This is a genomic window from Laspinema palackyanum D2c, assembly GCF_025370875.1.
Taxonomy (GTDB): Bacteria; Cyanobacteriota; Cyanobacteriia; order Cyanobacteriales; family Laspinemataceae; genus Laspinema; species Laspinema palackyanum.
In genome coordinates, this window is sequence record NZ_JAMXFD010000021.1 from 64,390 (window position 1) to 89,905 (window position 25,516).

General features: G+C 48.7%; 21 protein-coding genes. 10 read left to right on the forward strand and 11 right to left on the reverse strand.

The window, feature by feature from the left end; all coding sequences use genetic code 11:
• The 5 genes from NG795_RS20695 to NG795_RS20715 all read left to right on the forward strand — a co-directional run.
• On the forward strand, positions 1-2,305 hold a 2,305-nt coding region (locus NG795_RS20695), incomplete at its 5' end, for a CHAT domain-containing protein (RefSeq protein ID WP_367290538.1).
• A 497-nt stretch (positions 2,306-2,802) separates the two neighbouring features.
• Positions 2,803-3,219 (forward strand): element excision factor XisH family protein, encoded by a 417-nt coding sequence (locus NG795_RS20700; RefSeq protein WP_367290539.1) that lies wholly within the window; start codon positions 2,803-2,805, stop codon positions 3,217-3,219.
• Positions 3,207-3,542, forward strand: a complete 336-nt coding sequence (locus NG795_RS20705; protein ID WP_367290540.1) for a XisI protein — start codon at positions 3,207-3,209, stop codon at positions 3,540-3,542. The genes NG795_RS20700 and NG795_RS20705 overlap by 13 nt, the downstream gene beginning before the upstream one ends.
• Before the next feature lie 47 nt (positions 3,543-3,589).
• A complete protein-coding gene (locus NG795_RS20710; RefSeq protein ID WP_367290541.1) occupies positions 3,590-3,940 on the forward strand; it encodes a hypothetical protein in 351 nt (116 codons plus the stop codon).
• Complete coding sequence (locus tag NG795_RS20715; protein ID WP_367290542.1) at positions 3,937-5,445, forward strand: hypothetical protein; 1,509 nt, start codon at positions 3,937-3,939, stop codon at positions 5,443-5,445. Before NG795_RS20710 ends, NG795_RS20715 begins: the two co-directional genes overlap by 4 nt.
• Positions 5,446-5,468: 23 nt before the next feature.
• Here NG795_RS20715 and NG795_RS20720 read toward each other — a convergent pair whose 3' ends face one another.
• The 4 genes from NG795_RS20720 to NG795_RS20735 all read right to left on the reverse strand — a co-directional run bounded on the left by NG795_RS20720 (position 5,469) and on the right by NG795_RS20735 (position 11,906).
• Positions 5,469-7,613: a protein kinase domain-containing protein gene (locus NG795_RS20720; RefSeq protein WP_367290543.1), complete on the reverse strand. Its 2,145-nt coding sequence runs from the start codon at positions 7,611-7,613 to the stop codon at positions 5,469-5,471.
• Positions 7,614-7,749: 136 nt separating this feature from the next.
• Positions 7,750-10,461, reverse strand: a complete 2,712-nt coding sequence (locus NG795_RS20725; protein ID WP_367290544.1) for a putative bifunctional diguanylate cyclase/phosphodiesterase — start codon at positions 10,459-10,461, stop codon at positions 7,750-7,752.
• Positions 10,446-11,252, reverse strand: a complete 807-nt coding sequence (locus tag NG795_RS20730; protein ID WP_367290545.1) for an alpha/beta fold hydrolase — start codon at positions 11,250-11,252, stop codon at positions 10,446-10,448. The genes NG795_RS20725 and NG795_RS20730 overlap by 16 nt, the downstream gene beginning before the upstream one ends.
• A 387-nt stretch (positions 11,253-11,639) precedes the next feature.
• Entirely contained in the window at positions 11,640-11,906 is a 267-nt protein-coding gene (locus tag NG795_RS20735; RefSeq protein ID WP_254565843.1) for a DUF6737 family protein, read from the reverse strand.
• A gap of 45 nt (positions 11,907-11,951) precedes the next feature.
• Here NG795_RS20735 and NG795_RS20740 point away from each other — a divergent pair, with 45 nt between their 5' ends.
• Together NG795_RS20740 and NG795_RS20745 are read left to right on the forward strand one after the other, a co-directional pair.
• Positions 11,952-12,332 carry a VOC family protein gene (locus tag NG795_RS20740; protein ID WP_367290546.1) on the forward strand — a complete coding sequence of 127 codons (381 nt, stop codon included), beginning with the start codon at positions 11,952-11,954 and terminating at the stop codon, positions 12,330-12,332.
• A gap of 136 nt (positions 12,333-12,468) precedes the next feature.
• On the forward strand, positions 12,469-13,764 hold the full coding sequence (locus NG795_RS20745; protein ID WP_367290547.1) for a recombinase family protein: 1,296 nt from the start codon (positions 12,469-12,471) through the stop codon (positions 13,762-13,764).
• 95 nt (positions 13,765-13,859) lie between these two features.
• Here the strand turns inward: NG795_RS20745 and NG795_RS20750 are convergent, their stop codons facing one another.
• Together NG795_RS20750 and NG795_RS20755 are read right to left on the reverse strand one after the other, a co-directional pair.
• Positions 13,860-14,870: a sensor histidine kinase gene (locus tag NG795_RS20750; protein WP_367290548.1), complete on the reverse strand. Its 1,011-nt coding sequence runs from the start codon at positions 14,868-14,870 to the stop codon at positions 13,860-13,862.
• 365 nt (positions 14,871-15,235) lie between these two features.
• Positions 15,236-16,750, reverse strand: coding sequence for a hypothetical protein (locus NG795_RS20755; RefSeq protein WP_367290549.1), 1,515 nt, complete (start codon positions 16,748-16,750; stop codon positions 15,236-15,238).
• 665 nt (positions 16,751-17,415) lie between these two features.
• Between NG795_RS20755 and NG795_RS20760 the strand changes: the two genes are divergently transcribed.
• On the forward strand, positions 17,416-19,044 hold the full coding sequence (locus NG795_RS20760) for an ArnT family glycosyltransferase (RefSeq protein WP_367290550.1): 1,629 nt from the start codon (positions 17,416-17,418) through the stop codon (positions 19,042-19,044).
• Here the strand turns inward: NG795_RS20760 and NG795_RS20765 are convergent.
• The 4 genes from NG795_RS20765 to NG795_RS20780 all read right to left on the reverse strand — a co-directional run bounded on the left by NG795_RS20765 (position 19,021) and on the right by NG795_RS20780 (position 21,400).
• The gene (locus NG795_RS20765) at positions 19,021-19,149 is read right to left on the reverse strand and encodes a hypothetical protein (protein WP_367290551.1); all 129 of its coding nucleotides are present in this window, start codon (positions 19,147-19,149) and stop codon (positions 19,021-19,023) included. The genes NG795_RS20760 and NG795_RS20765 overlap by 24 nt on opposite strands.
• Positions 19,146-19,424, reverse strand: a complete 279-nt coding sequence (locus NG795_RS20770; protein WP_261197478.1) for a hypothetical protein — start codon at positions 19,422-19,424, stop codon at positions 19,146-19,148. The genes NG795_RS20765 and NG795_RS20770 overlap by 4 nt, the downstream gene beginning before the upstream one ends.
• A gap of 597 nt (positions 19,425-20,021) precedes the next feature.
• On the reverse strand, positions 20,022-20,819 hold the full coding sequence (surE, locus tag NG795_RS20775) for a 5'/3'-nucleotidase SurE (protein ID WP_367290552.1): 798 nt from the start codon (positions 20,817-20,819) through the stop codon (positions 20,022-20,024).
• Positions 20,820-21,001: 182 nt separating this feature from the next.
• Entirely contained in the window at positions 21,002-21,400 is a 399-nt protein-coding gene (locus tag NG795_RS20780) for a hypothetical protein (protein WP_367290553.1), read from the reverse strand.
• Positions 21,401-21,872: 472 nt separating this feature from the next.
• Between NG795_RS20780 and pheS the strand changes: the two genes are divergently transcribed.
• Entirely contained in the window at positions 21,873-22,877 is a 1,005-nt protein-coding gene (pheS, locus tag NG795_RS20785; protein WP_367290554.1) for a phenylalanine--tRNA ligase subunit alpha, read from the forward strand.
• 147 nt (positions 22,878-23,024) lie between these two features.
• Here pheS and NG795_RS20790 read toward each other — a convergent pair whose 3' ends face one another.
• Positions 23,025-24,047 carry a hypothetical protein gene (locus NG795_RS20790; RefSeq protein ID WP_367290555.1) on the reverse strand — a complete coding sequence of 341 codons (1,023 nt, stop codon included), beginning with the start codon at positions 24,045-24,047 and terminating at the stop codon, positions 23,025-23,027.
• A 162-nt stretch (positions 24,048-24,209) separates the two neighbouring features.
• Here NG795_RS20790 and NG795_RS20795 point away from each other — a divergent pair, with 162 nt between their 5' ends.
• Positions 24,210-25,481, forward strand: a complete 1,272-nt coding sequence (locus NG795_RS20795; protein WP_367290556.1) for a hypothetical protein — start codon at positions 24,210-24,212, stop codon at positions 25,479-25,481.
• Positions 25,482-25,516 lie beyond the last annotated feature (35 nt).

The window sequence follows — 25,516 nt, forward strand, 5'->3', positions numbered from 1 at the left end:
TGCCTACCAAACCCGCATCCGGGGAGAGCGAGGGGAGAACCTAGAGCGGGCAATTGGCTGCTACGAAGCCGCTTTAACCGTCTATACCCCCAGCGCCTATCCCGAAGATTGGGCAATGACGCAAAATAACTTGGCTTCTGCCTACAGTAACCGCATCCGGGGAGAGCGAGGGGAGAACCTAGAGCGGGCGATCGCCTGCTACGAAGCCGCTTTAACAGTCAGAACCCGCAGCGCCTATCCCGAAAAATGGGCAATGACGCAAAATAACTTGGCAGTTGCCTACGGTGACCGCATCCGGGGAGAGCGAGGGGAGAACCTAGAGCGGGCGATTCGCTGCTACGAAGCCGCTTTATCCGTCTATACCCCCAGCGCCTATCCCGAAGATTGGGCAACCACGCAAAATAACTTGGCAATTGCTTACGAGGAACAAGGGCAAGCCGCAGCAGCAATTCACTGCTACAAAGCCGCCCTCGAAATCCTTACCCCCTCCTGCTTCCCCCTCGACTGCCTCGGAACCGGACGCAACCTCGGCGACTTCGCCTACCACCGCCAAGACTGGGAAAACGCCATCCACGGCTACGACAACGCCATCCGCGCCGTGGAACAGAGTCGCGACTGGGCTACCTCCCCCCAGACTAAACAACAACTCCTCGCCAATGCCCTCCCCCTCTATGGGCGGATGATTGAAGCCTGCCTCCACCTGGAACGCTACGAACAAGCCCTGCTCACCGTCGAACGCAGCAAAGCCCGCACTTTCATCGAACTGCTCCACAACGCCAACCGCCTCCCGGAAAACGCCACCCCGGAACAACTGGAACGCTACGACCAACTCAACCGGGAAATCGCCGCCCTGCAATATGCCCTGGACGAGCAACCCCAACCCGACCCCAGCAACCCCCAACCGGGTCAGCGCAGCCTCGACCTGCCCAAAAGCGCCCCGCAAACCACCCCCCTCACCGACCTCCTCGCCCAACGCCAAGCCCTCCTCGCCGAAATCAACGACCCCACTTTTAACGAATTTGAAACCGTTAAACCGGAACTCCCCGACTTCAGCCAACTCCTCACCCCCACCAGCGCCATCCTGGAATGGTTCCTCCCTCAAGACCCCGACCTGGGAGCCTACGCCTTCCTGATCACCCGCAGCCAGGGCCAAACCCACATCCACCCCCACCGCTACAGCCCGGACCAACGCCGCGCCCTGGATGAATTCAACCAAACCTATAACCACGACTACCGCGCCGCCAGTTGGTACGATGCCCTAGAAGCACGCCTCGACCACCTCGCCCAACTTCTCGACCTCCCCCAACTGCTCACCCACTGCCCCAACCCCTGCGATCATCTCATCCTCATCCCCCACCTCTACCTCCACCTCTTCCCCCTCCACGCCCTCACCGTCCGCACCCAACCCGTAGGGGCGCAATGCTTGCGCCCTCCGGAATGGGGCGCAAGCATTGCGCCCCTACAGGATTGTTTTACCCAGGGGGTGCGGTATGCCCCCAGTTGCCAAATTCTCGCGTACCTCCTGCGCCGCCCCCGCACCGCCCCCACTGCCCCTTTCTTCGCGGTTCAAAACCCCACCCAAGACCTCGACTACGCCGATGTCGAAATTGACCTGATCCGTCCCCGCTTCCTCCCCAACCCCTACATCCTCAAACACAGGAAAGCCAACAAAGCCGTCTTCGAGGAATCCACCACCCGCGCCCAACTCCACAACAGCGCCATTGTCCATTTCGCCTGTCATGGCAAATTCAACAGCGCCAACCCCCTCAACTCTGTCCTCATCCTCGCCGGAGACAAACCTCTCCCCCCGAATGATGACCGCACCCGCACCCTCCGGGATGGTCGCCGCTTCGACACGGAACACCAGGGCCTCACCGCTGCGGAAATCTACCGCAATCTCAAACTCACCTGCCGCCTGGTCATCCTCTCCGCCTGCGAAACGGGCCGCCTCGATAGCGGCATCACCGATGAATATATCGGCCTCGCTAACGCCCTCCTCTACGCCGGGAGTGGCACCGTGGTGGATACCCGTTGGTGCGTGGATGATTTTTCCACCGCTTTTCTCACGATCCGCTTTTACCAAGAACTCAGCCAGAATATCCCCATCCCCCAAGCCTTAAAAGCGGCACAGACTTGGTTTCGCCAGGTCACAAAAGCCGATTTTTTGGGCTGGTGTGCTGAAAGTCTGGAAATGTCCCCTGATGATATGGGGGAATGTCGGCTGTTGCTGATAGATTATGATCAAGATCCGCCCTTTGCTCAAAGACGATACTGGTCAGCCTTTGGGGTGACTGGACTGCCCTAACGAAATGTTTTTCGTTTCCCTCACCCTAAATCCCTCTCCCAGAACGGGAGAGGGACTTTGAAATAAAGACCCACAGGCTGAAGGACTGAAGTTGATTAAAGGGAGATCTTGCACCATTCTCAACAACCGGCGGGGGATAAATCCCCCGCCTCATAGCTAAAGTCGTCTAAAGACGACTGCAAGTCTGATACGGTGGTGTTTTCAGTCGGTTTCAACTGACATCTTGCACCAGTGGCAACACCCGGCGGGGGTTAAAACGATTGGCGGCCTAATAGCTAAAGTCGTCTAAAGACGACTGCAAGCCTTATACAGTGGTGTTTTCAGTCGGTTTCAACCGACTTGATTCTGTTAGGCGGGGGTTTTAACCCCCGCCGGTTGTTGAGAATGGTGCAAGATGTCGGTTTCAACCGACTTAAGCTATTAGGCCGCCAATCGTTTTAACCCCCGCCGGGTGTTGAGAATGGTAATCACACTAGCTTAGGAAAAGCTATTAATCGATGTCTGCTAAAGATCAGTTTCATGAGATTGTTAAATCTGCTTTAATTGAAACAGGATGGACCATTACCCATGATCCGCTGTACTTGGAGTTTGATAACACTTCGGTTAAAATCGATTTGGCGGGTCAACAATTGATGGCGGCGGAACTGGGACTGACTAAAATTGCGGTAGAAGTGAAAAGTTTTCTTTCTCCTTCGACAATCTATGATTTTCATCTGGCGGTGGGTCAATCTGTGTGCTATCGCGTGGCCCTCAGAAAGCAAGACCCTGAGCGCACCCTGTATTTAGCTGTTCCCATTTTTGTCTATCAAGACTTTTTCCGTCGCCCTTTTGCCCAAGAAGTCATTCAAGAAGCCCAAATTAACCTATTGACATTTGAACCGGGTCAGGAGAGTGTTTTACAATGGATAAACTAGCAAATTATCGGCCAATCATCCAATCGGTTTTACAGCAGCACGCCCAATCCAAACCCTCCCACGGCGAAATTGAGGTTTATACGGCTTTTGATGAGCAACAGGATCACTATCAAGTGGTTCACGCGGGCTGGAGTGGCACTACTCGGGTTTTTGGCCCTCTGATTCATATTGATTTAATCAATGATAAAATCTGGATTCAGTATGATGGTACGGAGGTCGGAGTGGCGAATCAATTGGTGGATTTGGGCGTTCCCAAGACGGATATTGTATTGGCCTATCATGCGCCAATCATGCGCCAATATGATGGGTTTGCTATGGCTTAATTGACCTGATTTAACTTTATTATTAAACTTTGAAGGAGTGAATCCCGATGCCGAACTATATGCCCTCCCGTGCTGCTAAAACCGTTAATAATTTCTTACAGGTATTAGCTCACCTCAAACCGGATGCTGCCCTGAATGCAGAACTTCAGTCTAATCTACCGGAACTGGAACAAATTCTTACCCAGACGGCTGATAATCCCCTAGAATTAGCTATCTGTATTAAGGAATGGTGCAAACGTCATCACTTTGATTTACCGAGCCTAAAAACTCGGCTAGAAATTGGTGAAGATGATGATACGGATAATTCATTAGAAGGGGATAATCCTGATTGTGTGATTAATAAAGATGTGATTATTAAGGCCATTAAAACCACCCAATCGGATGAGCAGCCCCAATGAACAGTTCTTCAGAGTTAAAGATTTACGCGCCGAGTCTGTATTGGTTTTGCTATCACCTTCATCAAGGATTAGTGGTGGAAATTGAGATGGATAATCAGGCCGATTCTCAGGTTGAACCCGAGCCGCCTATTGATTTAGCCTGGGTGGAAACTGAATATCAACGCATTTTCAAGGCGTTTAACCTGAAGTGCCCGCTTGACCTCGTGAATCCCCAAAGTCCCCAAGGGTACAATCTCTTAAAATCTCATTATCCGACGAAACCCGCTCAAAAACGGAAACGGCAACAAAATTTCACAACATCCGATGGGTTGAAGGGATTTATTTATCCTCAAGTCATTAATGATACTTATGCCTTGAATTTACGGATTGCTTTTCCCGAAAAATATGGGGAAGATGAATATTTATGCAAAGATTTATCCAGGCTTAATCCTGAAAACTGTTTTCAAGGGAATCGCTACAGCCGAGAAGAGTTTTTAGGGCAAACCCTGTTACTGACGATTTATTTAAACCAACCCTGTCCAGTTAATCCTCGCGATTTAGATGAACCCGCCAAAAACTGCTGGTTAGCATTTTTCAAGCTCAAGGATGAGGCGGATTTTCCCCGGTTATATCGGGTGTCCCCTTGCTGCAATGGCTATCTCTACGAGTTTGGCAATCCCCGAGAAACTCTCGCTCAAAATCCCTACGGTCATTTGGTGGTTTGGTTCATGTTTGACTCATCCACTACGAAGATTTTGAACAAATTTTATTGGTCTCTCCCGGAATTCTTTCTCTATAGACATAAAATCAGCAAAAATTTTAGAAAGAGCCGCTACTTTTATTACAAAGCGGATCGGATTGTGCAGAGGAATGAGACTAGCTTAAACCAGTTAAACCAAAGCTATCTGAAGCGGGAAGAAATTACTCTGTTAACAGAAGAGGCGCTGCAAGTGTTCAAAAACCAACTCAAAACTCTCTTAAAATTATCTCTGTCCTATTCCCAGCAATTGCGAAATCTGGAATATGCTCACAATACGATCGCCATTAATCAGAAAAACTATCTCGCGATTCTGGACCAGATGGAACAATTGGCGCAAATGCCTCTAGGGGGGTTGCGGGTGTTTGGGGAGAAGGAGGCAGTCGCTTTTCAAGACCAAATAACTGCCGATCTCAACTATTTCCGCCACGGTTCCGGGTTGCTGGATACGGCGATCGCCTCGATTCGGGGTTTAGTGGAAATTGACCAGGCGGAACGCGATCGCCTCCTGCAAGACCAAAACCAAACCCTCCAAGACAACATTCAATCCATCGGTGTGGGGATTGCTGTGGGAGCAATTATCGCCTCGACTTCGGGATTAGTCTTGCAGTATCAACCGATGACGTTTCCCTGGGAGGACAATTATGGCGATCGCCTTCATCCGTTTGTGATTGCGATCGCCGTGAGTTTTGCCTTTAGCTGGATCGCCTGGAGGGGGATGAAATGCTTGCTCACTCGCAAGCGACGGCAAGATAAAAAGCTCACTTAGGAGGCGATCACACCCACGTTATCTTACTCCGAAGTGACGCGATCGGCGGCGAGGTTGAGTTGATATGAAATTCGTTCTCTGGCATTGGATATCACAATAATTTCATAGTAACCCGATTCGGGTAAAACTCCACTCCATGACTGTTGGTCAGAATCTTCCAGGAGTGGGTTGCTTGTACTATTGGGCGGATAGAGGGAGATCCGAACACCTTGACTCGCGTATAAAGATAAGCGCAGAATTTGACCCTCCGATAGATACGCAGTATAGGCTTTCCCCTCACCGGGTCCCAGGTTATTTCTCACTTGATGTCGAAATTGACCTCGGGAAAATTGAATGGGTTCGAGGGTTTTCCCTTGTTGTAAGGAGGTGAGTTGATCGGCAACGATCGCGTGCCAAATTTGGCCGATGGGTTGGTTGATAAAATCGACCCCTTGCTGTTCGGGAAACTGATGGAAAAACTGAGCATCGGCTAAATCATACAGGGCGCGACGACTGAGTTGCAATCGATTCACGGCCATTGTTAAGCGATCGCGTTGTTGGTAGTCATAAGTCCCCAAACCTTGGCGCGCTTGGTCGCTTAAAGTTGCCAGATAATCCAACAGTTCAGAGGCCAATTTATCCCACCGCGATCGCCACAGTTCATCGGCCGGTTCATGACTCAGGAGAATCCCCCGTTGGCTGGGATACCGTTCGTAAAAAACTTCATTCACCAAATCCACATAAAACTCATAGGAAATCCCCAGTTGCTCTCGGCGATCGCCCAGGGCTTCTTTCCGCTGAAATTCCTCTAGGGAATAACGAGAAGAAAATTCCGCTAAATCCGGATCAACATCTTCAAATAAATCCGGTTTCTCACCCGAACCTGTCGGTTGCATAGGATTATATTTAACCCACTGTCTGCCTCCCCACCAACCGGCACTTCCCGCCCCGACGACTAACATTACCACCAACAAGAACGTACCCCACCAAGGGAGTCCCCCCTGTCGAGACTGGGGAATTCCGGTCACGGCAGCAGTCCCTGTAATTTCTCCCACGGATGCAGGAAAGGGGGATAATGACCCCGAGTTGACATTTTTCGATGCCGCAATGCTCTCCGGGGGGAGTTGGGTGGGAAACACTGTCCCGGGTAGGGAAGAATTGGGCAGAGGTGGGGGGGCCGGGGGTTGAGACCGAGGGGCTAGGGTGCCAGTGGATTGGACCTCGGCGATCGCCTGTAGGACCTCTGTGGCGCTTTGGAAGCGATCGCCCACCCGACGGGCCAACATTTTTTTCAGGACCTGTTGCCAACCCGGTGGAATCTCCCCAAGTCCATCCTTCCCCCAATTCAACTCTTGGGGTTCAAAAAAGGGCTGGGGTTCTTCCCCAGTCAACAAAACCAACAGGGTCACCCCAAGGGCGTAAAAATCACTGTGGGGATACACCTGTCCTAACATCATCTGTTCTTCCGGTGCATATCCCACCTTACCCAGGCGGGTTGCCACAGGCATGGGAGGACTGGTAACCGGCGATGTGATCACCTGGGACTCCACCTGGGCCGCCACTTGTTTGACCCCACCAAAATCAATCAAAACCGGCAACTGGTCCCGATTTCTGAAAATGAGATTATCGGGGGAGATATCGCGATGAATCACCCCGCGCGAGTGGATGTAGTCCAAAACGGGTAAAAGTTGTTGCAGTAACTGGGTTACCTCGGCAACGGTAAATTTCTGCCCTTGCTGACGGCGTTGGGAGAGTAATGCCCGGTAGTTTTGCCCCTCGACATAATCTTGCACTAAAAACAACCGACTGCGACCCTCAACGGGCGATCGGCATAGTTCCCGGAATTTGGGAATCTGCGGGTGTTGGAGTTGATAGAGAACACCGGCTTCCCTGGCGAACAGTTCCTCTGCCTTTTGCTGGGCATAGGTGCCTTGAACCTTGGGGGCAAATTCTTTGAGAACGCACTGTTCGTTAAAACGGTTGATATCTTCAGCCAGATAAGTGCGTCCGAAGCCCCCATGACCGAGTTCTCGCACCAGTCGGTAGCGATCGCCCACAATGGTTCCCGCAGAAATGGCTCCTATTGAGATTCCCTGATCGCCGGGTCCCTTTAACGGTTCGCCACAGGACTGGCAAAAGCGACTTCCGGGGAAATTATCATGTCCTTTACTGCAAAAGAGGGGCTTCATCTGGGTTTCGCTCTCCCACAGGGGGTCCGTATTGCTATAACAATTCACCCTTGATTGTACAAAGTGTTTCCTTATAGAAGCTACCCAGATTCAATTCTTTTTTAAACTTTTACCTTCTTCTTTACTCGGTTCCCCTTTATCCTCCGGAAGGGCATTGACAAGGAGGAAGGGATATGCACTCTAAACTTTGGGGGGTGACATTTTGTGCCAGAAGCGTAGATGCGGCATGGGAGTCTAGGGGTTTGGAGAACAAATACCCCTGTCCAAATTCGCAGTTTAGGGATTGTAACTGTTCTAATTGGGCGATGGTTTCAATGCCTTCGCAAATGGTATTAATATTTGTATGCTGCGCTAAAAGCACAATGGCTTCTACAATCGCGACTCCCTTGGGATCTCGGCTCATTTGGTTAATAAAAGAGCGGTCAATTTTTAAGGTATCAATGGGAAACTGATGCAGGCGACTCAAAGAAGAATATCCGGTGCCAAAATCATCGATCGCCAACTGAAATCCCATTGCCTTGAGCTGGTTGAGAATCGTCCCTAAAGCCGGAGTTTCCTTTAAGGAAGATTCCGTAATTTCTAGCTTAATCGATGAAGCAGCTACCCCGACTTCTTGCAAAATCCGGTCCACACGCTCGACCATCCCTAATTGTTCTAGCTGCTTGCCTGAGAGATTAATGCTCATCGTCAAGGTTTGATAATGCGGGAATCGCAATTGCCACTCCCGTAACTGGCAGCAAGCTTGATGAAAAATCCACCAACTCATCGATGTAATTAGGCCGGTTTGTTCAGCGATGGGAATAAATTCAGCGGGAGAAACCAACCCGCGTTGGGGATGATTCCAGCGGACTAATGCCTCAAATCCGACAATTTCACCATTAATTAGAGAGACGATCGGCTGATAGTGCAAGCAAAATTCTTCTCGCTCAAGGGCAAGGTGTAAATCTTTTTCCACTTGCATAATCGCCAGCGATCGGTCTTGCATTTTGCGATCAAATACCACATACCGATCGCGCCCTCGACTCTTGGCGTAATACAAAGCTTCATCCGCAGCAGCAATTAGTTCATCAGGGCTTGTATCCAGTCGCGGGATTAGAGTCGCAATCCCTTGGCTCAGACTGACGATTTCTCGTACCGTAGAGGTCCGATGTTCCAGATTTGCTTCTGCCACCGCTAGGCGAATTTCTTCCGCCACTCGCACCGCCCCCGGGACATCTGTTGCCGGTAAGATCACCACAAATTCTTCCCCGCCATAGCGGGCGACTAAATCCCCTTGACGTTTCACCACTGAAGCGACTGCCTGGGCAATTTTCTTGAGGCATTCATCCCCGACTTGATGTCCATAGGTATCGTTATAACGTTTGAAAAAGTCTACATCAATCAAAATTACAGATAGGGGAGATTGCGATCGCATTAATCGCTTCCATTCCTGTGCCAACACCGTATCAAAAATCCGCCGATTGGCAATCTGAGTTAATCCGTCTGTGGTCGCTAATTTTTCCAGTTCCGCATTGGCGATTCTCAATTGTCGATACAGCAAGGATTGTTGGATCGCCGCTTCATGAAGGCCTTCATTCGCTTCAGATAACTCCTGAGAGCGGTCGAGTAATGCTTGCTGTAACCAGTAGCGATCGGTGATATCATCAATTACCCACAGCCGACCCGGAACATTGCGAATCCGAGTAGCGGTAATGGATATGCTCAACACTTTACGCTCAGGTTTTGTAAAGACCCACTGCCAATTCCGAATCTCCATCCCCGGGTCTTGGAACAGTTTAGCCGCTTGAACACAGAGGGCTTCCTGATTATCCGCATTTGTTCGCAGATTGGCCATTGCTAGGGCGATTTCTAAGGGTTTAACCTCTCCATGCTGCAAATCCAGGTGTTGCGCTGCACTCGGATTCACCCAACTTTGTTCCCCCTGATCATCGACAAAAATCACCCCTTGGGGAATCGTTTCCAGAATCGCCCCGAGGCGGATTGTCGTCCGTTCCAGTCGCAAGGTAGTGTCTTGAAACTGGAGTAACATTCGCAGTTCCCCACGCAGGGATTCCAGACAGCGCTTCAGGTCCGGAGTGAGGGTAACGTTGCGAGACCAAATGATTAAAATGCCCCCGCAGAGGCCCTCCGCCCCCTCCCTCATCGTAGGTTGCAAGGGCAAAACGGCCAAAGACTTTGTACCCGCAGCGATTAAACTGCGAATTGCCCCCGGGTGGTGGGGATAGTCCTGATAGTACAAGCAGCGATTCAAGGCGACTGCCTCGGCAAACAGTTGGGGAGAGGTGAATTTGTCTGATAACACCCTCTGAGGCAGACAGACGACGGCCTCAGCGGTAACTTCATCCACTTGTCGCAAGGCGATCGCCGCATCTGCATCCACCAGCTTCATCAGCAAGCTCAAGGTATGACTCAGAACCGTTTCGGGAGTCCCTAGCGCTTGATCGTCCGCCAATTGAAGTTGCATCGATTGCAACCCTAACTGCCACTCCACCTGGCGCAAAAATTTCCCCAGTCCTACCCCTAGAAAGGCCACCCCCGCTAAGGCTACACCATAGCTATAAACCCACATCCCCTCACCGGGTTGGAGGTCTAACAGGGACAATAAAGTGATTCCCATGATTGAGACCGGAACAATCCACACCGGGCGGAAAATTCCCACCATCACTAGGGTCAAGGCGACAGGCCAAACCGGGGTCCATCGGAGTAGCCATCCCACCAGCAACAGGACCAGAATCGACTCAAAAATTCTGGGTGCAAACCGGGGGAAGCAGTCTGGACGCAGTTGTTCGGGTTGAGAAAACTGAGTAAACTGCCGAAATTGAGTAAACCGAGTCAATTGGACAAACATGATGCGATCGCCCTCGATACAGCCTCTGGTGTACTTAAGTGGGGGAAGTGTCCCTCTGACTTGATGGGAATCAGTCTACTATTCGCGATTTTTTCAGCCATGTACTCCCCGACTGCTGCCGGTACTGCCGGATCATGGGTGGATTGGAGAATTACCGTGGGAACTTGCAACCGAGATAAGTCTCCCCGGTGGTCCGACTGAAAGATTGTTTTGGCAATACTTAATGCAATATCCGGACGCATCGCTAAGAGGGTTTTGGCAAAACCGATTCCTAATTCCGGTTTGTCCAAGTTCCCCATCATCAACTGGGCAAACCCGCTGGCCCAAGCATGATAATTTGAGGACATCGCCTGATACACTCCATCGAGATCCGATTGCTCAAATCCCCCCACATATCCTTGATCGTTCAGATAGCGTGGAGATGGATTTAATAAAATCAGTTGTCTAAAGCGTTTCGGTTCTGATAAGGCCGCCAGTACCCCTACCATCCCACTGACGGAATGACCCACAAAAATACAGTCTTGGAGTTTGAGCTCGTGGCACAAATCTAGTAGGTCCTCAGCATAGCTGTGCAAACTGCTGTACCGACGCGGACTATAGGCGGATAAATCCGAGTTCCCACAGCCGACTAAATCAAATAATACAATTCGATAATTTGGCTCAAATACCTTGACCAGGTTGCGCCACGCGGTTTGATCCGTTCCAAAACCGTGGGCAAAAATCATGGTTTCACTGCCCTGACCCCGCAGATTCACGTTATTTCGAGCAAGGATGCTAGTCGTAAGCAACATATATCTGTTTCCTTCACTGTTCTGACCTTTGAGGGAGTCCTCGTAGATGCACACTTCGCGTTCTCCAAGCCACTCGCCTGGGAAATCAGACTCCTACACTCACTGCGACAAAATCTCTCTATAAATTATTAAAACAAAATTAAGACCGCTAGAAAGTTAAGATAAATGTATTGAAGGCGACCGCATCTACTCCCCACTCCTTAGATAATTTTTCCCTTTTTTTTAGCCCTGATCACTTCTGCGATTGAGAGATTGGGGCCATTTATCAAAGGCCCCTCTATACCATTGGGTACAGACCCCCACCTCGGGCGATCGGCCAAACTAATCCCCTATAAGTATTGACAAAACTCTAATTTTATGATAAAGAGTTTAAAAACTTGACTCCCGTTATCCCTCCTTCTCCCCCGTTCCCCCTTCCCTGAACTGGGCCTCGTAACGGTCCAAAATCCCACTTTCAATCATCAACCTCGGCCAAACTAATAAGAAAAACCCCATCCAAGCCACCAAAGGGACTGCAACGATTGCCGTTACCCAAAGTTTGTGAAACACCAGCCAACTGCCCACAATCAAGGTAATCCCCGTTAACAAAATTGACCAAGGCTGACACCACCAGGGTTTATAATTCCAAGGATTCAAAGTCGGTTCTTGTGACATAAACCTCTAAAATCAACAACAAACTCACTTTGTTTTATCATAAATATGGAAATTACCCCTTATCTTCATACCGCAATCTTAGTTTCTGACCTAAATCGGGCCGAACAGTTTTATAGTAACGTCCTCGGACTGGAAAAAGTCGATCGCCCCTTTAGCTATGCCGGAGTCTGGTATCAAATTGGGCCGGTTCAACTGCATTTAATTGTCGATGAAACCCTCAATTTTGTCCCAACTAATCCCGAAAAACTCGGCCGCAATCCTCATTTTGCCCTGGGAGTCACTAACTTAGAAGCCGCCAAAGCGCATTTACTCGCCCATAACTGTTTAATTCAAATGAGTGCCTCCGGACGGGCTGCATTATTTACCCAAGACCCCGATGGCAATGTGATTGAATTGACTCAGGTGGAAGGAGATTCCCAAAAATAAATTATCCCAATTTCGCCCTTAAAGATTAACTGTACTCTTCAGCCTGCGGAGGCAGGCTTCTGCTGAGCTTGTCGAAGTGCGTATAGCCCCACCCTTTAGGGTGCGGGCGTTGGCATTATTTTGTGGATTTCCCTAAATGAAAATTATTGCCTATTTATATAGTGACCCGCTGTTAGAATCGCCTAGTGACCCAGCGATTTGGGGGTGGGAAGTCGATCGCGTGTATCGAGATTTAGGAACTCGCACCCATCTGCAACAACTCCTCAACGATTGTCAACAGGAAACCGCCGATTATTTATTAATTCGGCGCATCGAAGAATTGGGCGACTCCGTTCGAGAAGTCTGCGATCGCATGGCAGAATTGGAAGAACGCCAAATCCAAATTGTTGCCACCGAAAATGCCACCGCCACCCTAGATACCCCCCTCACCCGCAGCGAACTGTTGAAACTCCTCTCAGAAATTGAAAGCGTCCAACGGTCCCGGCAAATTCGCAAAGGGCACGCTAAAAATCGCCTGCAATCCATTCCCCCACCGGGAAAAGCACCCTTTGGGTATCGACGCGGTAAGGACCGCTATGCCCTCGATCGCGCTGCTGCGGCTATGGTTAAAGACTTTTTTGAACAATTTCTCCTCTACGGGTCCTTGCGCGGTGCCGTGCGCTATTTAGAGCGAAAACATAGCAAAAAAATTTCTGTAACAACCGGCAGGCGATGGTTAACGAATCCCACCTATCGGGGAGATTTAGCTTATAAAAATGGGTTAGTGCTGTCTAATACTCATGTCGCAATTATCTCCCGAGAGGAAGCGGCACAAGTCGATCGCCTCCTGCGCCGGAATCAACGAATGCCGCCTCGAACTGCTAGCGCATCCCGTTCTTTAGCCGGTTTAGTTGTCTGTGGGGAATGCCATTGTTCAATGGCAGTTTCCCAAGCAAAGGCACATCAGGGGAAGCGGGAATATTTATATTTGCGTCCCACAAACTGTGTACGACAACCGAAATGTAAAGCGATTCCTTATGAAGCGATTTTACAGCAGGCGATCGCTCAAGTGTGCCAGGAGTTGCCTCGCGCCGTTGCGGGATTAGAAATGGGACAAATTGGGGGAGTTAAACAGCAGATTCAAGAGGCGATCGGCACCAAGGAACAGATTCTCACCCAACTGCCACAACTGCGCCAAGACGGTATCTTAGATGCAGAGACAGCGGATTTGCGTCGTTACAAACTCAGCACAGAAATTTCCGCACTTCAAAGTCAACTGGCGCAACTCCCCCCCGTCAACCTGCGCGAAACCGCCCAAGCTGTTTCTCTGCCTCAATTTTGGCTTGATTTATCCGAAACCGAACGGCGATTCTACTTTCGGGAATTCATTCGCAAAATTGAAATCTACCGCCAAGGTAAAGCATGGCAGTTGAAAATTATCTTTATTTTCTAGGGGTTCGGGTGGGATGAAAGGGGAGAAAAAATAGGGTTCAATGAATTAATATTTCATAAACAAACCCGGTTTTTAACCGTTACTCAACCAACCACCTAAACCTGAACCGCCGGTTTTTCTGACTCCGCCCCATCTTCAGATGCCTTGGGTTGAGAAACGGGCAGTTCTATCCGAAAGGTACTGCCTTCGGTGGGTTGGGAAGTACAGACAATCTTGCCGTGATGGTTTTCTTCAATAATTTTCTTAGAAATCGATAATCCCAATCCCGTTCCCACTCCCATTGCTTTCGTGGTGAAAAATGGCTCAAAAACCCGAGTTTCGACATCCGGCAGCATTCCCGGACCATTATCGGAAATGGTAATCGCAACTCGGTTATTTTCTAAGGCTTCCGTGGTAATAAAAATTTTTCGTTTTCCTGGTTTTCGTTCGAGCTTTTCTCCCCCAGCAGTTGCGGAATTATCGGTTTCTTCCAGAGCATCGATCGCATTATTAATCAAGTTCATGAAAACCTGATTCAGTTGATTAATATAACATTCTATTTTAGGAAGTTTTCCAAATTCGCAAACTACCTCAATGTTTTGTTTATAGCGATTATTCAGCAGGACTAAGGTACTTTCCAATCCTTCTTGGATATCCGCAACTTTCATATCCGGTTCATCCAGGCGATAGAAATTACGCAGGGTCAGCACCAAATCCCGAATCCGTTCTGCACCCACTTTGAGAGAACCCATAATCCGAGGCAAATCTTCCAGAACGTAATCCAGTTCAACCTCTTCTAAGATTTCTTCTACTGCTTCGGCATTGTCCGGGTATCCTTCTTGATACGCTTCTAAAACCTTAAATAAATCTTCGACGTGTTCTTCGACATAAGGTAAGTTTCCATAAATAAAGTTAATTGGATTATTAATTTCATGAGAAATTCCCGAGACCATTTGCCCCAGCATCGACATTTTTTCCATTTGTAGCAAATGTTGTTGCAGTCGATGCAGTTCTTGTAAACTATCTTGGAGCTGTTGATCTTGGTCCGTTAATTGTTGAGTCAGTTGAGCGACTTTTTGCTCTAATTCACGGTTGCGGTCTTCTAGTTCTTCAATGCGATCGGTCATTATGGACAGCCCCCTGTCACATCAACACTCCAAATTATATCAATTTTTACCCTCCTATTTTGTTGGCAAGGGAGAGTCACAGGGAAGGAATCCCGAAGAACGTTTGTAGTAACCCCTTCAGGGGTTGCCTCTTAAGTTTGTAGTAACCCCTTGATGGGGTTGCCTCTTGAGTTTGCAGTAACCCCTTGATGGAGTTGCCTCTGGAGGAGGACTGAAGTCCCGGAGTAGGGGAAAGCAGTGGGGAATCCAACCGAGGATGGCACCGATGCACCCTCGGTTGGATTCCCCGGGATGGGAGTTGGGGATGGTGCCAGGGCCAAAAAAAGAGCGGAGGTTTGAACCTCCGCTCTTTTGCACCAATGCTTTTACAGCGATCGCGACGAGTGATCATCGGTGGGATACGATCCTTTCCCGGCATTGCGAACATTCACAATCTTACCCATGAGATCAAACCAAAAACTTGACCCCATCGAAATTGCGAGCCCACTGAGTAACCATCCCGCCAATTGCTTGACAAAGGGAACCCGCCAGTGGAGATTTTGAGTCTGTTGTTCTCTGACTGTGACTTCACTCCACCCAATGGGTAAAGAGATATCCTCAAGGGATTTTCTGAGTTCTTTCTTGACTTGCTCTAAATCGTCAGCGGATTGAATCGGTTGAGCATTAACAATACTCTGAGCATTTTGAGTCACGGTTGCCCGTAAAACTGGGTCTTTTGATAAGCTACTCACAATATAGATGGTATCAGCATTGGCGATCGCAGCGACCAAACATCCGATAATAATTGCAATCCCTCTGGCATTGCGTTTGTACACACCCGAGGAGCGTTCCATCGAGCGATCGAACCATATTTCGATTTCTTGCTGAAATGTATTCAGCGTATCTTGAGCCCCATCGTTCTTCTGTTGAGCGCGTTTAGCTAAGACTCGTAAACTGTCCTTGAGAGATTCGGGTAATAAGTCGATGACTTTCTCTAACTCTTTGAATGCCGATTCAATCCCTTGATAAGCCGGACTATTTTTATCTTCAAAGACGTCCTGAATCTCCAGATAAACTTCTCGATACCGGGGCAGACTCGCAATAATCTCTCTCGGATCAGGCTTCAAATTTTTTAACAAAACCTTCTTGCCTGCCTCTCCATAAATGCGCTTGGCGACTGCGCTGATTCGCTCCAGCAAAAATTCCGGACTTTCCCCTTCCCCTTGTGCGGCCAAAGCTAGTCGCAAGTTGTCCACAAATAATCTAAACCGTTCTTCCATTAATTCAACGAACATAGCTAACGTAATTTCTTCTTGAGAATATTTCGTCACCACTTCATTGAAATTCTGCCCGCACTCTCTTAGCTCTTTGTTGAAAATCCCCGTATGGACTTCACTTAGGTTGGCAGATTGACTTAAATTAAAAATCTCTTTTAACTGCTCTTGCTTAAATTTTTCTATCCGGGCAATACTGATAGCATGAGAAACTTTTTCAACCCCTAAAATATCCATAAGAGTCACCGCAAAAAAGTCTGGACGGATGTAAGAAGGTCCTCCTTCATTCTCTCCAAACACATTCTCGGTATGGGTCATTTTTTGATAAATTTTCAACAATCCAGAACTGATTGTTCTGAATCCTTGGGCCATAGCTCCTTTGGCCTCTTGATTGAGGTCTTTGATTAAGGGGTGAGCATACAGTGCATTGGCAAGAAGTCGAGCCTTTCGGCTTTCTTCGCTTTCTTTAGTGCCTCCCACCATCACTTCAATGGATTTTTTTAAATGATCGGCTCTCCACTGCAGCAGGGTGGTGATTAGCTCTTGAATTTCTGAAGCCAATAAACTCAAAATCAAATAAACAAAAATTAGCCCGATCGCAAGGTCTAAAACAAAAGGAATGTTCATGATGAATTATCATTCAGGTAAATGCAGGACTGACTCAACTGGTTTAAAGTTGGTCATCGATTACTATACGGACTGACTCTTAAAAAATCGGGCAATTTACAAAAATATCAAGATATTTTAGGGGGAGATGCAGAAGTTCAAGGTCCCGACTTCAGTCGTTCTTAATGTTCGTAGTAACGACTTCAGTCGTTGCTCGCGTGTCACGGCTTTAGCCGTGACACGCACAATTGGCGGCTTAAGCACCTGCTTAGGCACTGGAGGTAGACCATTCAAAGTGGCGTGACGAAAGCTGAAGCTTTCGTCACGAGGCAACGACTGAAGTCGTTACTACGAACGGGGGAAACTACTGAAGTCGTTACTACGAACGGGGGAAACTACTGAAGTCGGGAGGTTGAACTTTCGGCGTCATCTCCCCCTCGGGACTCTTGACAAATTTTTAAAATCCGGTTGGGGATGTTAGATTTGCGAGTAGGGATGGGGAACTCTGAAAGCAGTTGACCCGGACCCTCGGGACCCATAAAAATCCGTTAAAATTCTCTAAGCCTTGCACGGTTTGGAGAGGGTCCGCTTCTGAAGGGTTAGAACAGCTCAACGGGATTGCTCCCGGTTGCCACTACCCCCAACTGCCGAAACGCCGTATTTGCTCTGGTTGCTCTTAAAACACCATGTACCAGGAAATTTTCACCCTGCACGAGTCAAATGAGAAAACAATTCGGACCCGACATTGGGGCGAACAGCTCTGGGTCCTCCTGCTCCTAATCGCTGCGATTCTCCTCTATCAGATGGATCTCGGTATTCTGCCGTTACGAGACTGGGATGAAGGCATTGTTGCCGGGGTTGCCCGGGATATTTACGAAGGGTCGTTAGATTGGCTCTATCCGACGAGTGCGGGAGAACCCTATTTTAATAAACCTCCCCTCCTCCATTTGCTGATTGCCTGGGCTTATTTTTTCGGTGGGGTGAATGAATGGACGACGCGCTTACCAGGGGCGATGCTATCGGCGTTATCGGTGCCGTTGCTGTATGGAATTGCGCGGGAAGTGTTTCGTCTGCGATCGCCTGCTATTTTCTCGGCTTTGGTCTATCTCACCCTCTTGCCGGTGCTCCGCCACGGACGTCTCGCCATGCTGGATGGGGGGGTGCAATGCTTTTTCTTATTAATGCTCTGGTGTCTGTTGCGATCGCGCCGGAATTTGCGCTGGGGCCTCGGGGTCGGCATCGGTTTAGGTCTGATTTGCATGACAAAAGGCATGATGGGGGTCTTACTCGGGACCATCGCCTTTGCCTTTACCCTCTGGGATACCCCTCGCCTCCTCCGTTCTTGGTACCTGTGGATTGGTATCGCCTTGGGAATGACCCCCGTTACGCTCTGGTATCTGGCGCAATGGCAGCATTATGGGGATGCCTTTCTTTCTGCCCATTTTGGCATCCAGTCTTTACAACGGGTTTGGGAACCTGTGGAGAGCAATGCGGGCCCGCCTTGGTACTATCTCTTAGAATTGTTGAAATATTCCTGGCCTTGGTTCTTGTTTTTACCCCAAGGGTTACAGTTAGCTTGGGAAAATCGCACCCTGAGTTGGGCCAAATTAATCGGAGTTTGGACCAGTATCTATTTTGTGGCGATCACGGTGATGGGGACTAAATTGCCTTGGTATGTTTTCCCCCTTTATCCAGCAGTTGCGATCGCCTGTGGGGCAAAACTGGCTCAAGTCTGGGCCGATCGCAAAACCACGGAACCGTTCACCCGTGACCCCCTGTATCCGGTAGCTTGGATTGGGATTCTCGGCACGATCGCCGTTGTATTGTGGGGGTCAAGCTTTTATTTCGGCATCATGGAACCCACCTATGGGACCTATTTGCCGGTGTTGTTAATTGCTGTGGCGTTAACCCTGAGTCTCTCAGCGTTGCTGATTTATCACCAGGACCGACAATTTGTGCTGATTTTGTTCTGGGGGATGTTTGTTTCGCTCTGTTTATTCGTGAGCTCTCCCCATTGGATTTGGGAACTGAATGAAGCTTATCCGGTGAAACCTGTGGCAGAGGCGATCGCCCAACAGACTCCCCCCGGTCAAAAGATTTACACCTCGTTCCCCTATAATCGGCCTTCGTTAAATTTTTATAGCGATCGCCAAGTGATTCCCGCTACCCCAGAGCAACTCCAACAGTATTGGCGAGAACAGGAACAGCCCTATTTCCTGGTGGAGCGCCCGACCCTAGAGGCTCTCAACCTCGGTCCGAGCCAAATTCAGAATGCCAATGAAGGTTGGCTATTAGTCTCCCGCGAGTCTTTGTAAGGCAATCCGCAGAAAATAGTCGCCCCAAACTCTGAATCTTGGGGCGATCGCTGTGGTGGTGAAGCCGGGGAGTTGTTCTGGACCCATCCCCAAAACCGAACTCATTCTCCAGACTCGGGCAATGAGTCCCTGACCTCCCCACTTTCTTCCATAAACTGCCCGAAGGGAGGGCGATCGCCGCTCCAATTTTCTAAGCTGGCAAAGGTTACACTCGCCACCACTAGGCCCGCCAACACCGCCCAAATCGAAGGGCGTTTTTTAATTCCCACATCCCTGAGAATACGAGCCACTGGGCTGCTCTGACGTCGCAACAGCCGCGACACGGACAATTGTTTAAAGGTGAAGGGGTCTCTAACGTAATGACCGCTCCAACTAATCACTAATCGAGCTTGACAATGCGGGCAGGTATAGAGTCCGCCTAAAATCTCCCCTGGATTTCTTTGTCCAGAGCGATTGCATACGGGGCACAAGACAGAGTGACTCTCGAAGATATGCGCGTTCATTCGACTTTCCCGTTTTCCCAAAACCGTAATGGATCAATTGTGGTCAACACAACACCAGTGGCGTCGCTTTGGTTGTCAAGGCAAGCTCAGGGCTTGCCTGAGTTATCCCGCTCTTTTGCTACTCCCTTCACCGCTTCGGATGGGCTAGAAGAGGAATGGAGTGGGATAGCTTTGGTTCTTTAATTCTTAGTCTACTGTGCTTTTCTTTGTGGCGTAAATCTGCTGTCATATATCTCAATACATCAGCACGCGATCGCTGCCCTATTTTCAAAGAAATTTAGCGTTAACCATCAGGGATCAACCCCATATCCGTCCAGGGATTACAAAACTTTACAATCAATCAGGTTTTACCTAACTTCATAAAGTTGATGCAGCCTCCACAGGGATAGCGATCGCCTCTCTAATAGCATTCCCTTATTCCATAACCGGCTATCACGTCCGGCATTCACCCCCAGGAATCCCGACTCACCCCGGTTATTTCCACGGAAATTCCCATCCCTGCAACAACTCCACCCCCACCGGAGAGGTCAAATTGTAATGGAGGGGCGTCAGGGTAATGTAATTTTTGCGAATTGCGTCCACATCTGTGGGTAACGTCGCCTCCAATTTCGGGTCCAAAGTCTGTTCCACCTCTTCTAAGACTTCCCCGGCTAACCAATAATAAGTCTTTCCCCGAGGGTCAATCCGCTTTTCAAAAATATCCACATAGCGGCGAATCCCTTGGCGAGTCAGGGCCACCCCTGCGAATTTCTCGGCAGGGACTGCCGGAATATTGACATTCAGCAACATGGACGCCGGTAACGGGTTTTTTTCCAAAAATCTCAGGAGAGAAACGGCAAATTCTGCCCCGGGTTGGAAATCTTGGGTTACATAACTCGCTAGACTAAAGGCAATACTGGGAATGCCTTCGATGGTGCCTTCCATTGCCGCAGAGACGGTCCCGGAGTAGAGGATATCCGTTCCTAAATTTTGCCCTCGGTTAATCCCAGAGAGGACGAAATCTGGGGGACTGTCCAATAAAGCCCACAGGGCCAATTTAACACAATCTGCCGGGGTCCCTGAACAGGCCCAGGCTTTAATCCGGGGGTCAAATACCGATTCCACCACTTCCGCGCGGATGGGATGATGCATGGTTAATCCATGTCCCGTGGCAGAACGTTCGCGATCGGGACAAACTACGGTCACTTCATGGTTTGCACCCTGAAGGGCCTGGGCCAAAGCATAAACCCCAGGGGCGTAAATGCCATCATCATTACTAATTAAAAGTTTCATTCCGGAAAAGAAAACCAACAACAACCTGTCTGTATCATCTTGACTCAATTTCAAGAGCAATGGTTAGAATGGAGAGTTTCGGGGTGAATTCCCCCAGTTTCAAAATCAGATTTAAACAATCCAATCTTAGAAAAAAGCGACTGCATTCTGATAAAATCTCCCCCAAGAAAGCTCCTTTTTTTCTACTCCGACGAGAGTTTATAATTCAGGGGTTCACAAAAAGTTTCTACCCCCGTTTCCAAAACGAAAATAATCACAGGGGTTGCTAAGATGGGCGGACAGAGACGAGATTGGGTCAGGGATTCCATGATTTGATTGAGGTTACCTGCCTCTAACGCAGTGCGGAGGTCCGTTTGACACAGAAAAGCACGACATCGTTTGGCAACCCCTTCTAACCACCGTTCCGAGGTATCCGGTTCTTGTCCGGCCTGAATCGCCAGCCCGATCGCCGCATCCTCTATATCTCCCTCACAATCCTCGATCGCATCTAAGGCAACGAGAGCATCGGGATAATTGGCTAATTCAGACCGATACCGGGCAATGTCTGCAAAGGATAGGACGATGGTCATCAGTTCGTTCATACAAGTGGACATCTTTCATTGTGCCAGATCCCACGAAGTGCAATCTGGCAGGGTCCAAGGTTCAGTGCCTCTACACCTCCAGTCCCCTCCCCTTGGCAAGGGGAGGGTTAGGGTGGGGTTCTTTTGGCGTGGCGATTCCCTACGGGATAGCTGCGCTTACTGCGCCTGTATGGAGACCTCTTTACTTCCTGTGTCTTCGTGACGCGCGATCGCCTAAGAGGGACCCCACCTGACGCCTCCCCTTGCCAAGGGGAGGGGACCGGATGTGTTCTTCCTGTGTCTTCGTGACGCGCGGTAAGCAGAGCTATCCCGTAGGGAATCGCCCAAGAGGGACCCCACCCTAGCCCTCCCCTTGCCAAGGGGAGGGGACCGGAAGTGGGGACCTCCTCCGGTATCGATGCTCTAGGCTGATTCGGGGTAACCCTTTGCGCTAAACTCGACATGGCGGGAAATATGGATTGAAACTCGTGGCATGACTACTCAGCTTAGTGATTTAGAGAACCAACTAGAAAACCTGCGTCAGGACGCAGTGGGGGCAGTCGCCTCGGTGAATACCCTTGATGAACTCGAACAACTGCGAGTCAACTATCTGGGCAAAAAAGGGCAGCTTTCTCAAATCTTGCGCGGAATGGGAAAATTAGAGGCTGCGGACCGACCCCGAATTGGTTCTCTTGCCAATGAGGTCAAGGAAGCGCTGCAAAGCCAACTGGAAGGGCGGAATCAGGATTTACTCCAGGCCCAAATTCAACAGCAACTCGCGGCAGAAACTCTCGATGTGACGATGCCGGGAGTGTATCGTCCCCAGGGTCGGATTCACCCTTTGAATGCAGTGATTGACCGGGCGATCGATATTTTTGTGGGGATGGGGTACACCGTCGCCACGGGTCCAGAAATGGAAACGGACTATTATAATTTCGAGGCCCTGAATACGCCGCAAGACCATCCAGCGCGGGATATGCAGGATACCTTCTATCTCCCCGATGGTAACCTGTTGCGGACTCATACCTCGCCGGTACAGATTCGCTACATGGAAAAACATGAGCCGCCGGTGCGGATTGTGGCCCCCGGACGGGTCTATCGCCGGGATACGGTGGATGCCACTCACGCGGCAGTGTTCCATCAGATTGAAATTTTGGCTATAGATAAGGGAATTACCTTCACGGACCTCAAAGGGACGTTGAAAGAGTTTGTCCGCCAAATGTTTGGGGAAGATTTACCCTTGCGCTTCCGTCCCAGTTATTTCCCCTTCACTGAACCATCTGCCGAGGTGGATGTGCAGTGGAAAGGGAAATGGTTGGAGGTGTTAGGATGCGGCACGGTTGATCCGAATGTGTTAAAAGCCGTGGGGTATGATCCGGAGGTTTATACAGGATTTGCCGCTGGATTCGGTGTGGAACGGTTTGCGATGGTGTTGTATCAAATTGATGATATTCGCCGGGTTTATAGCAGTGATTTACGCTTTTTGCAGCAACTTTAGGGCGTTTAAATCATTGGGATAGGAAGTGCGGAGTGGGAGCGAGATGCTCTATTTTAGAGTAGGGAGCGAGAACTGGAAAAGGGAGCGAGACGCTCCCACTCCCAAAATAATTATCTAAATTCTATATCGCTTTTACCGGGCAATTCTTTAAGCCAGAATTGCTTCTATACCCTGGCGCACCTGCTGGATATTCTGGCGTTGTTCATTGATCCAGGCTTTTTCGGCTTGCCATTGTTCGGGGGTTTCCTGCTGATACCGTTCCTGCTTTGTGAGCAATTCGTTATAAAAGGCGATTCGTTGATCGATAGCCTCAATGGCTACTTGGGTTTGATCCGTGAACAAAGTCTGAATTATATCTATCAGAATCAGAAATAAATCTTCACAGAATTTTTCAAAGGCTTCCAGATTCATACCCATCATATCCTGTTTGGCCAAATTATTTAACGCTTCATTATAAAGAGTGGGAAAATTAATAATTTTACTGGGTAAACTGTTCCGGGACTGACTAAACTGTTGTTCCAGTTTCCTCCGGGTTGAGTTAATCTGCTCTTGCCAGGTTTTTTGAGTCGATTTATCCAAGCGATTGATACAATCGTTGAGGGTGTTAGATTCGATTAATTTTAATTCTTGATTCATCAGCGTTAACTTCGATTGAGTGGTTTCGATGAGAGTTACTATCAAGGATTCTAGTTCATGCCGTAATTCCTTGAGCAAGGCATCTTTTTCAAAAAAATGAATTCCTTTTTTGAATTCCTTCTTTTTGTCATCAAAAAACCATTTATTCCGGAGTTGAGTTGCCCTTTTGCTCCCAAAGTCATGAATTTCTGTAACAACTTCCGTTTGGCATTGCTGTCCTAACTGACGAACTCGGAAACTGGCACCAGTCAGTTCACCCAGATGGTCCCAGATTGCTGGTTTAGGGGCCTGAAGAATGTTGTATTTACTCAAGCGAACATCATCCGCATGAGCCAACTTCGTCAGACCAACTTGGGTCAAGCGTTGCAGGCGTGCTGCTGACTGCTGAAGCTCTTTCAAACAGGGTTGCAGGGATTCAGAGAGCTGTTTTGCTGAGTCCTTAATCTCTACTGAGCTAGATGGATCCATCTCCACCTGCTGGACAGACTGGGTAATAGCCTGAAAGGTCGCCAAGGTCGCCATGTATTCATTCATATCAGAGCTTTTCCTTATTACTCATAACGATTATAATAAAACAATCATCACTAAATCTAGCCCAATTTGGTAAAAATTATGATAAGGATAGAGGCAAAGATAATTGGATCCATTCGGATAGTCTGCGGAAAGGTTTCAGTCAATCAGGATGTACAATTTATTTTGCCTGACGGCTTATTCGTCTTTCCTTCCAAGATTCAGGCGGCGATCGCCTCCGGAGCCTATGAAGTCGTCAAGAATAGTGCGGGGACTGCACTGGGTATCGCACAAGACAAGGCGACGGGTCAATTCGTTGCTCATGCCATTGGGATGAGCGCGCAGCCATTTTTAGCATTAACGCCTCTACAAATAGGATTAACTGGGATGCAAATGGCTCAAAACCATCTTGATTTTCTGAAAATCTCCAGGATGCTTAATGATGTGCTAAATACTGTAGCAGCACTGCAAGCGAGTACACCTTTGATTGGATTGGATCCGGTAGCTGGGGTAGTATTGGCAGCGGTTAACATCTGGCAAGCCTTGAAGTGGCGGGAAGATATTAAGAAACTACATTTACAAGTTAACAACGGTTTCATTGACCTGAAACACGCATTGAAGAACCAAAGGGCAGAAATTCTTCAACGCATTGAGCAAATACCTAAAGATATTCAATTTAAAAATCATGAAATGATTTTATCTCAATCTTATGAGGAATTTAAAGAAGCTATTGTTTGTTTAAATCATGCTTTAATAATGACCGATATGAAGCATAAAAATGATAATTTCACTCTAGCCAAAGGAATGTTACACAATGCTCTAGTCACTTATAATAATCCAAATTTATACCAACAGACTTCGGCGGCTGGACAACTGCGCCGGATGGAGTGCAGTTGGTTGATTGACCAGACCATTACTACAATCTACCAACTCCAAGGCCAGCATGAAGTGGTAAGTGCGCGCCTATCTAATTTACGCAAAAAAATCCGAGACAATTCTCTCCAAATTATCGATCGCTGCGAATGTGACAATGAACTCGATTTTCTGTTTCCGGAAGTCATGCGGATTCATACCCAGGATTTACCCTTATTAGAATCTTGGCAAAATCAAGTGGATTGGATGAAAAGTCTATCGCCCTCCGAACTCAAAGAATTAGCCAGCTTAGAATTACCGGATGAGGAGAACTCAGGCGCGACAGCAAATACGAATCCGGCTGAACCGCCCGTGGAACTGTCCTTTTATGAAACATTAAAGCAAAAATCGCATTACGATTCCCTGCGGGATCAACTTCGCTTTATTGTGAAACCGGAATTGCGCCAACATCATGAGTCTTATGTGTTTCAGCGCGCCAATGCTACGGGATATCCGGCTTTAGCGCCCTCAAATTGGCAAGAAGTACCCGATTTGACAGTGGCAAATCTTTATCATTATTTTAAACAACAAGAGCGCTACGCCTAAATAATCGGCAATACTTTAAACAGGAAGGGCGATCG

Excerpts from the sequence above, each read along its gene's own strand:
- NG795_RS20755 (WP_367290549.1), bottom strand. The coding sequence starts at position 16,750 with ATGAACATTCCTTTTGTTTTAGACCTTGCGATCGGGCTAATTTTTGTT.
- NG795_RS20705 (WP_367290540.1), top strand. The coding sequence starts at position 3,207 with ATGGATAAACTAGCAAATTATCGGCCAATCATCCAATCGGTTTTACAG.
- NG795_RS20780 (WP_367290553.1), bottom strand. The coding sequence starts at position 21,400 with ATGAACGAACTGATGACCATCGTCCTATCCTTTGCAGACATTGCCCGG.
- NG795_RS20790 (WP_367290555.1), bottom strand. The coding sequence starts at position 24,047 with ATGAATGAATACATGGCGACCTTGGCGACCTTTCAGGCTATTACCCAG.
- NG795_RS20730 (WP_367290545.1), bottom strand. The coding sequence starts at position 11,252 with ATGTTGCTTACGACTAGCATCCTTGCTCGAAATAACGTGAATCTGCGG.
- pheS (WP_367290554.1), top strand. The coding sequence starts at position 21,873 with ATGACTACTCAGCTTAGTGATTTAGAGAACCAACTAGAAAACCTGCGT.
- NG795_RS20700 (WP_367290539.1), top strand. The coding sequence starts at position 2,803 with ATGTCTGCTAAAGATCAGTTTCATGAGATTGTTAAATCTGCTTTAATT.
- NG795_RS20735 (WP_254565843.1), bottom strand. The coding sequence starts at position 11,906 with ATGTCACAAGAACCGACTTTGAATCCTTGGAATTATAAACCCTGGTGG.
- surE (WP_367290552.1), bottom strand. The coding sequence starts at position 20,819 with ATGAAACTTTTAATTAGTAATGATGATGGCATTTACGCCCCTGGGGTT.
- NG795_RS20760 (WP_367290550.1), top strand. The coding sequence starts at position 17,416 with ATGTACCAGGAAATTTTCACCCTGCACGAGTCAAATGAGAAAACAATT.
- NG795_RS20750 (WP_367290548.1), bottom strand. The coding sequence starts at position 14,870 with ATGACCGATCGCATTGAAGAACTAGAAGACCGCAACCGTGAATTAGAG.
- NG795_RS20765 (WP_367290551.1), bottom strand. The coding sequence starts at position 19,149 with ATGAGTTCGGTTTTGGGGATGGGTCCAGAACAACTCCCCGGCTTCACC.
- NG795_RS20720 (WP_367290543.1), bottom strand. The coding sequence starts at position 7,613 with ATGAAGCCCCTCTTTTGCAGTAAAGGACATGATAATTTCCCCGGAAGT.
- NG795_RS20740 (WP_367290546.1), top strand. The coding sequence starts at position 11,952 with ATGGAAATTACCCCTTATCTTCATACCGCAATCTTAGTTTCTGACCTA.
- NG795_RS20715 (WP_367290542.1), top strand. The coding sequence starts at position 3,937 with ATGAACAGTTCTTCAGAGTTAAAGATTTACGCGCCGAGTCTGTATTGG.
- NG795_RS20710 (WP_367290541.1), top strand. The coding sequence starts at position 3,590 with ATGCCGAACTATATGCCCTCCCGTGCTGCTAAAACCGTTAATAATTTC.
- NG795_RS20745 (WP_367290547.1), top strand. The coding sequence starts at position 12,469 with ATGAAAATTATTGCCTATTTATATAGTGACCCGCTGTTAGAATCGCCT.
- NG795_RS20725 (WP_367290544.1), bottom strand. The coding sequence starts at position 10,461 with ATGTTTGTCCAATTGACTCGGTTTACTCAATTTCGGCAGTTTACTCAG.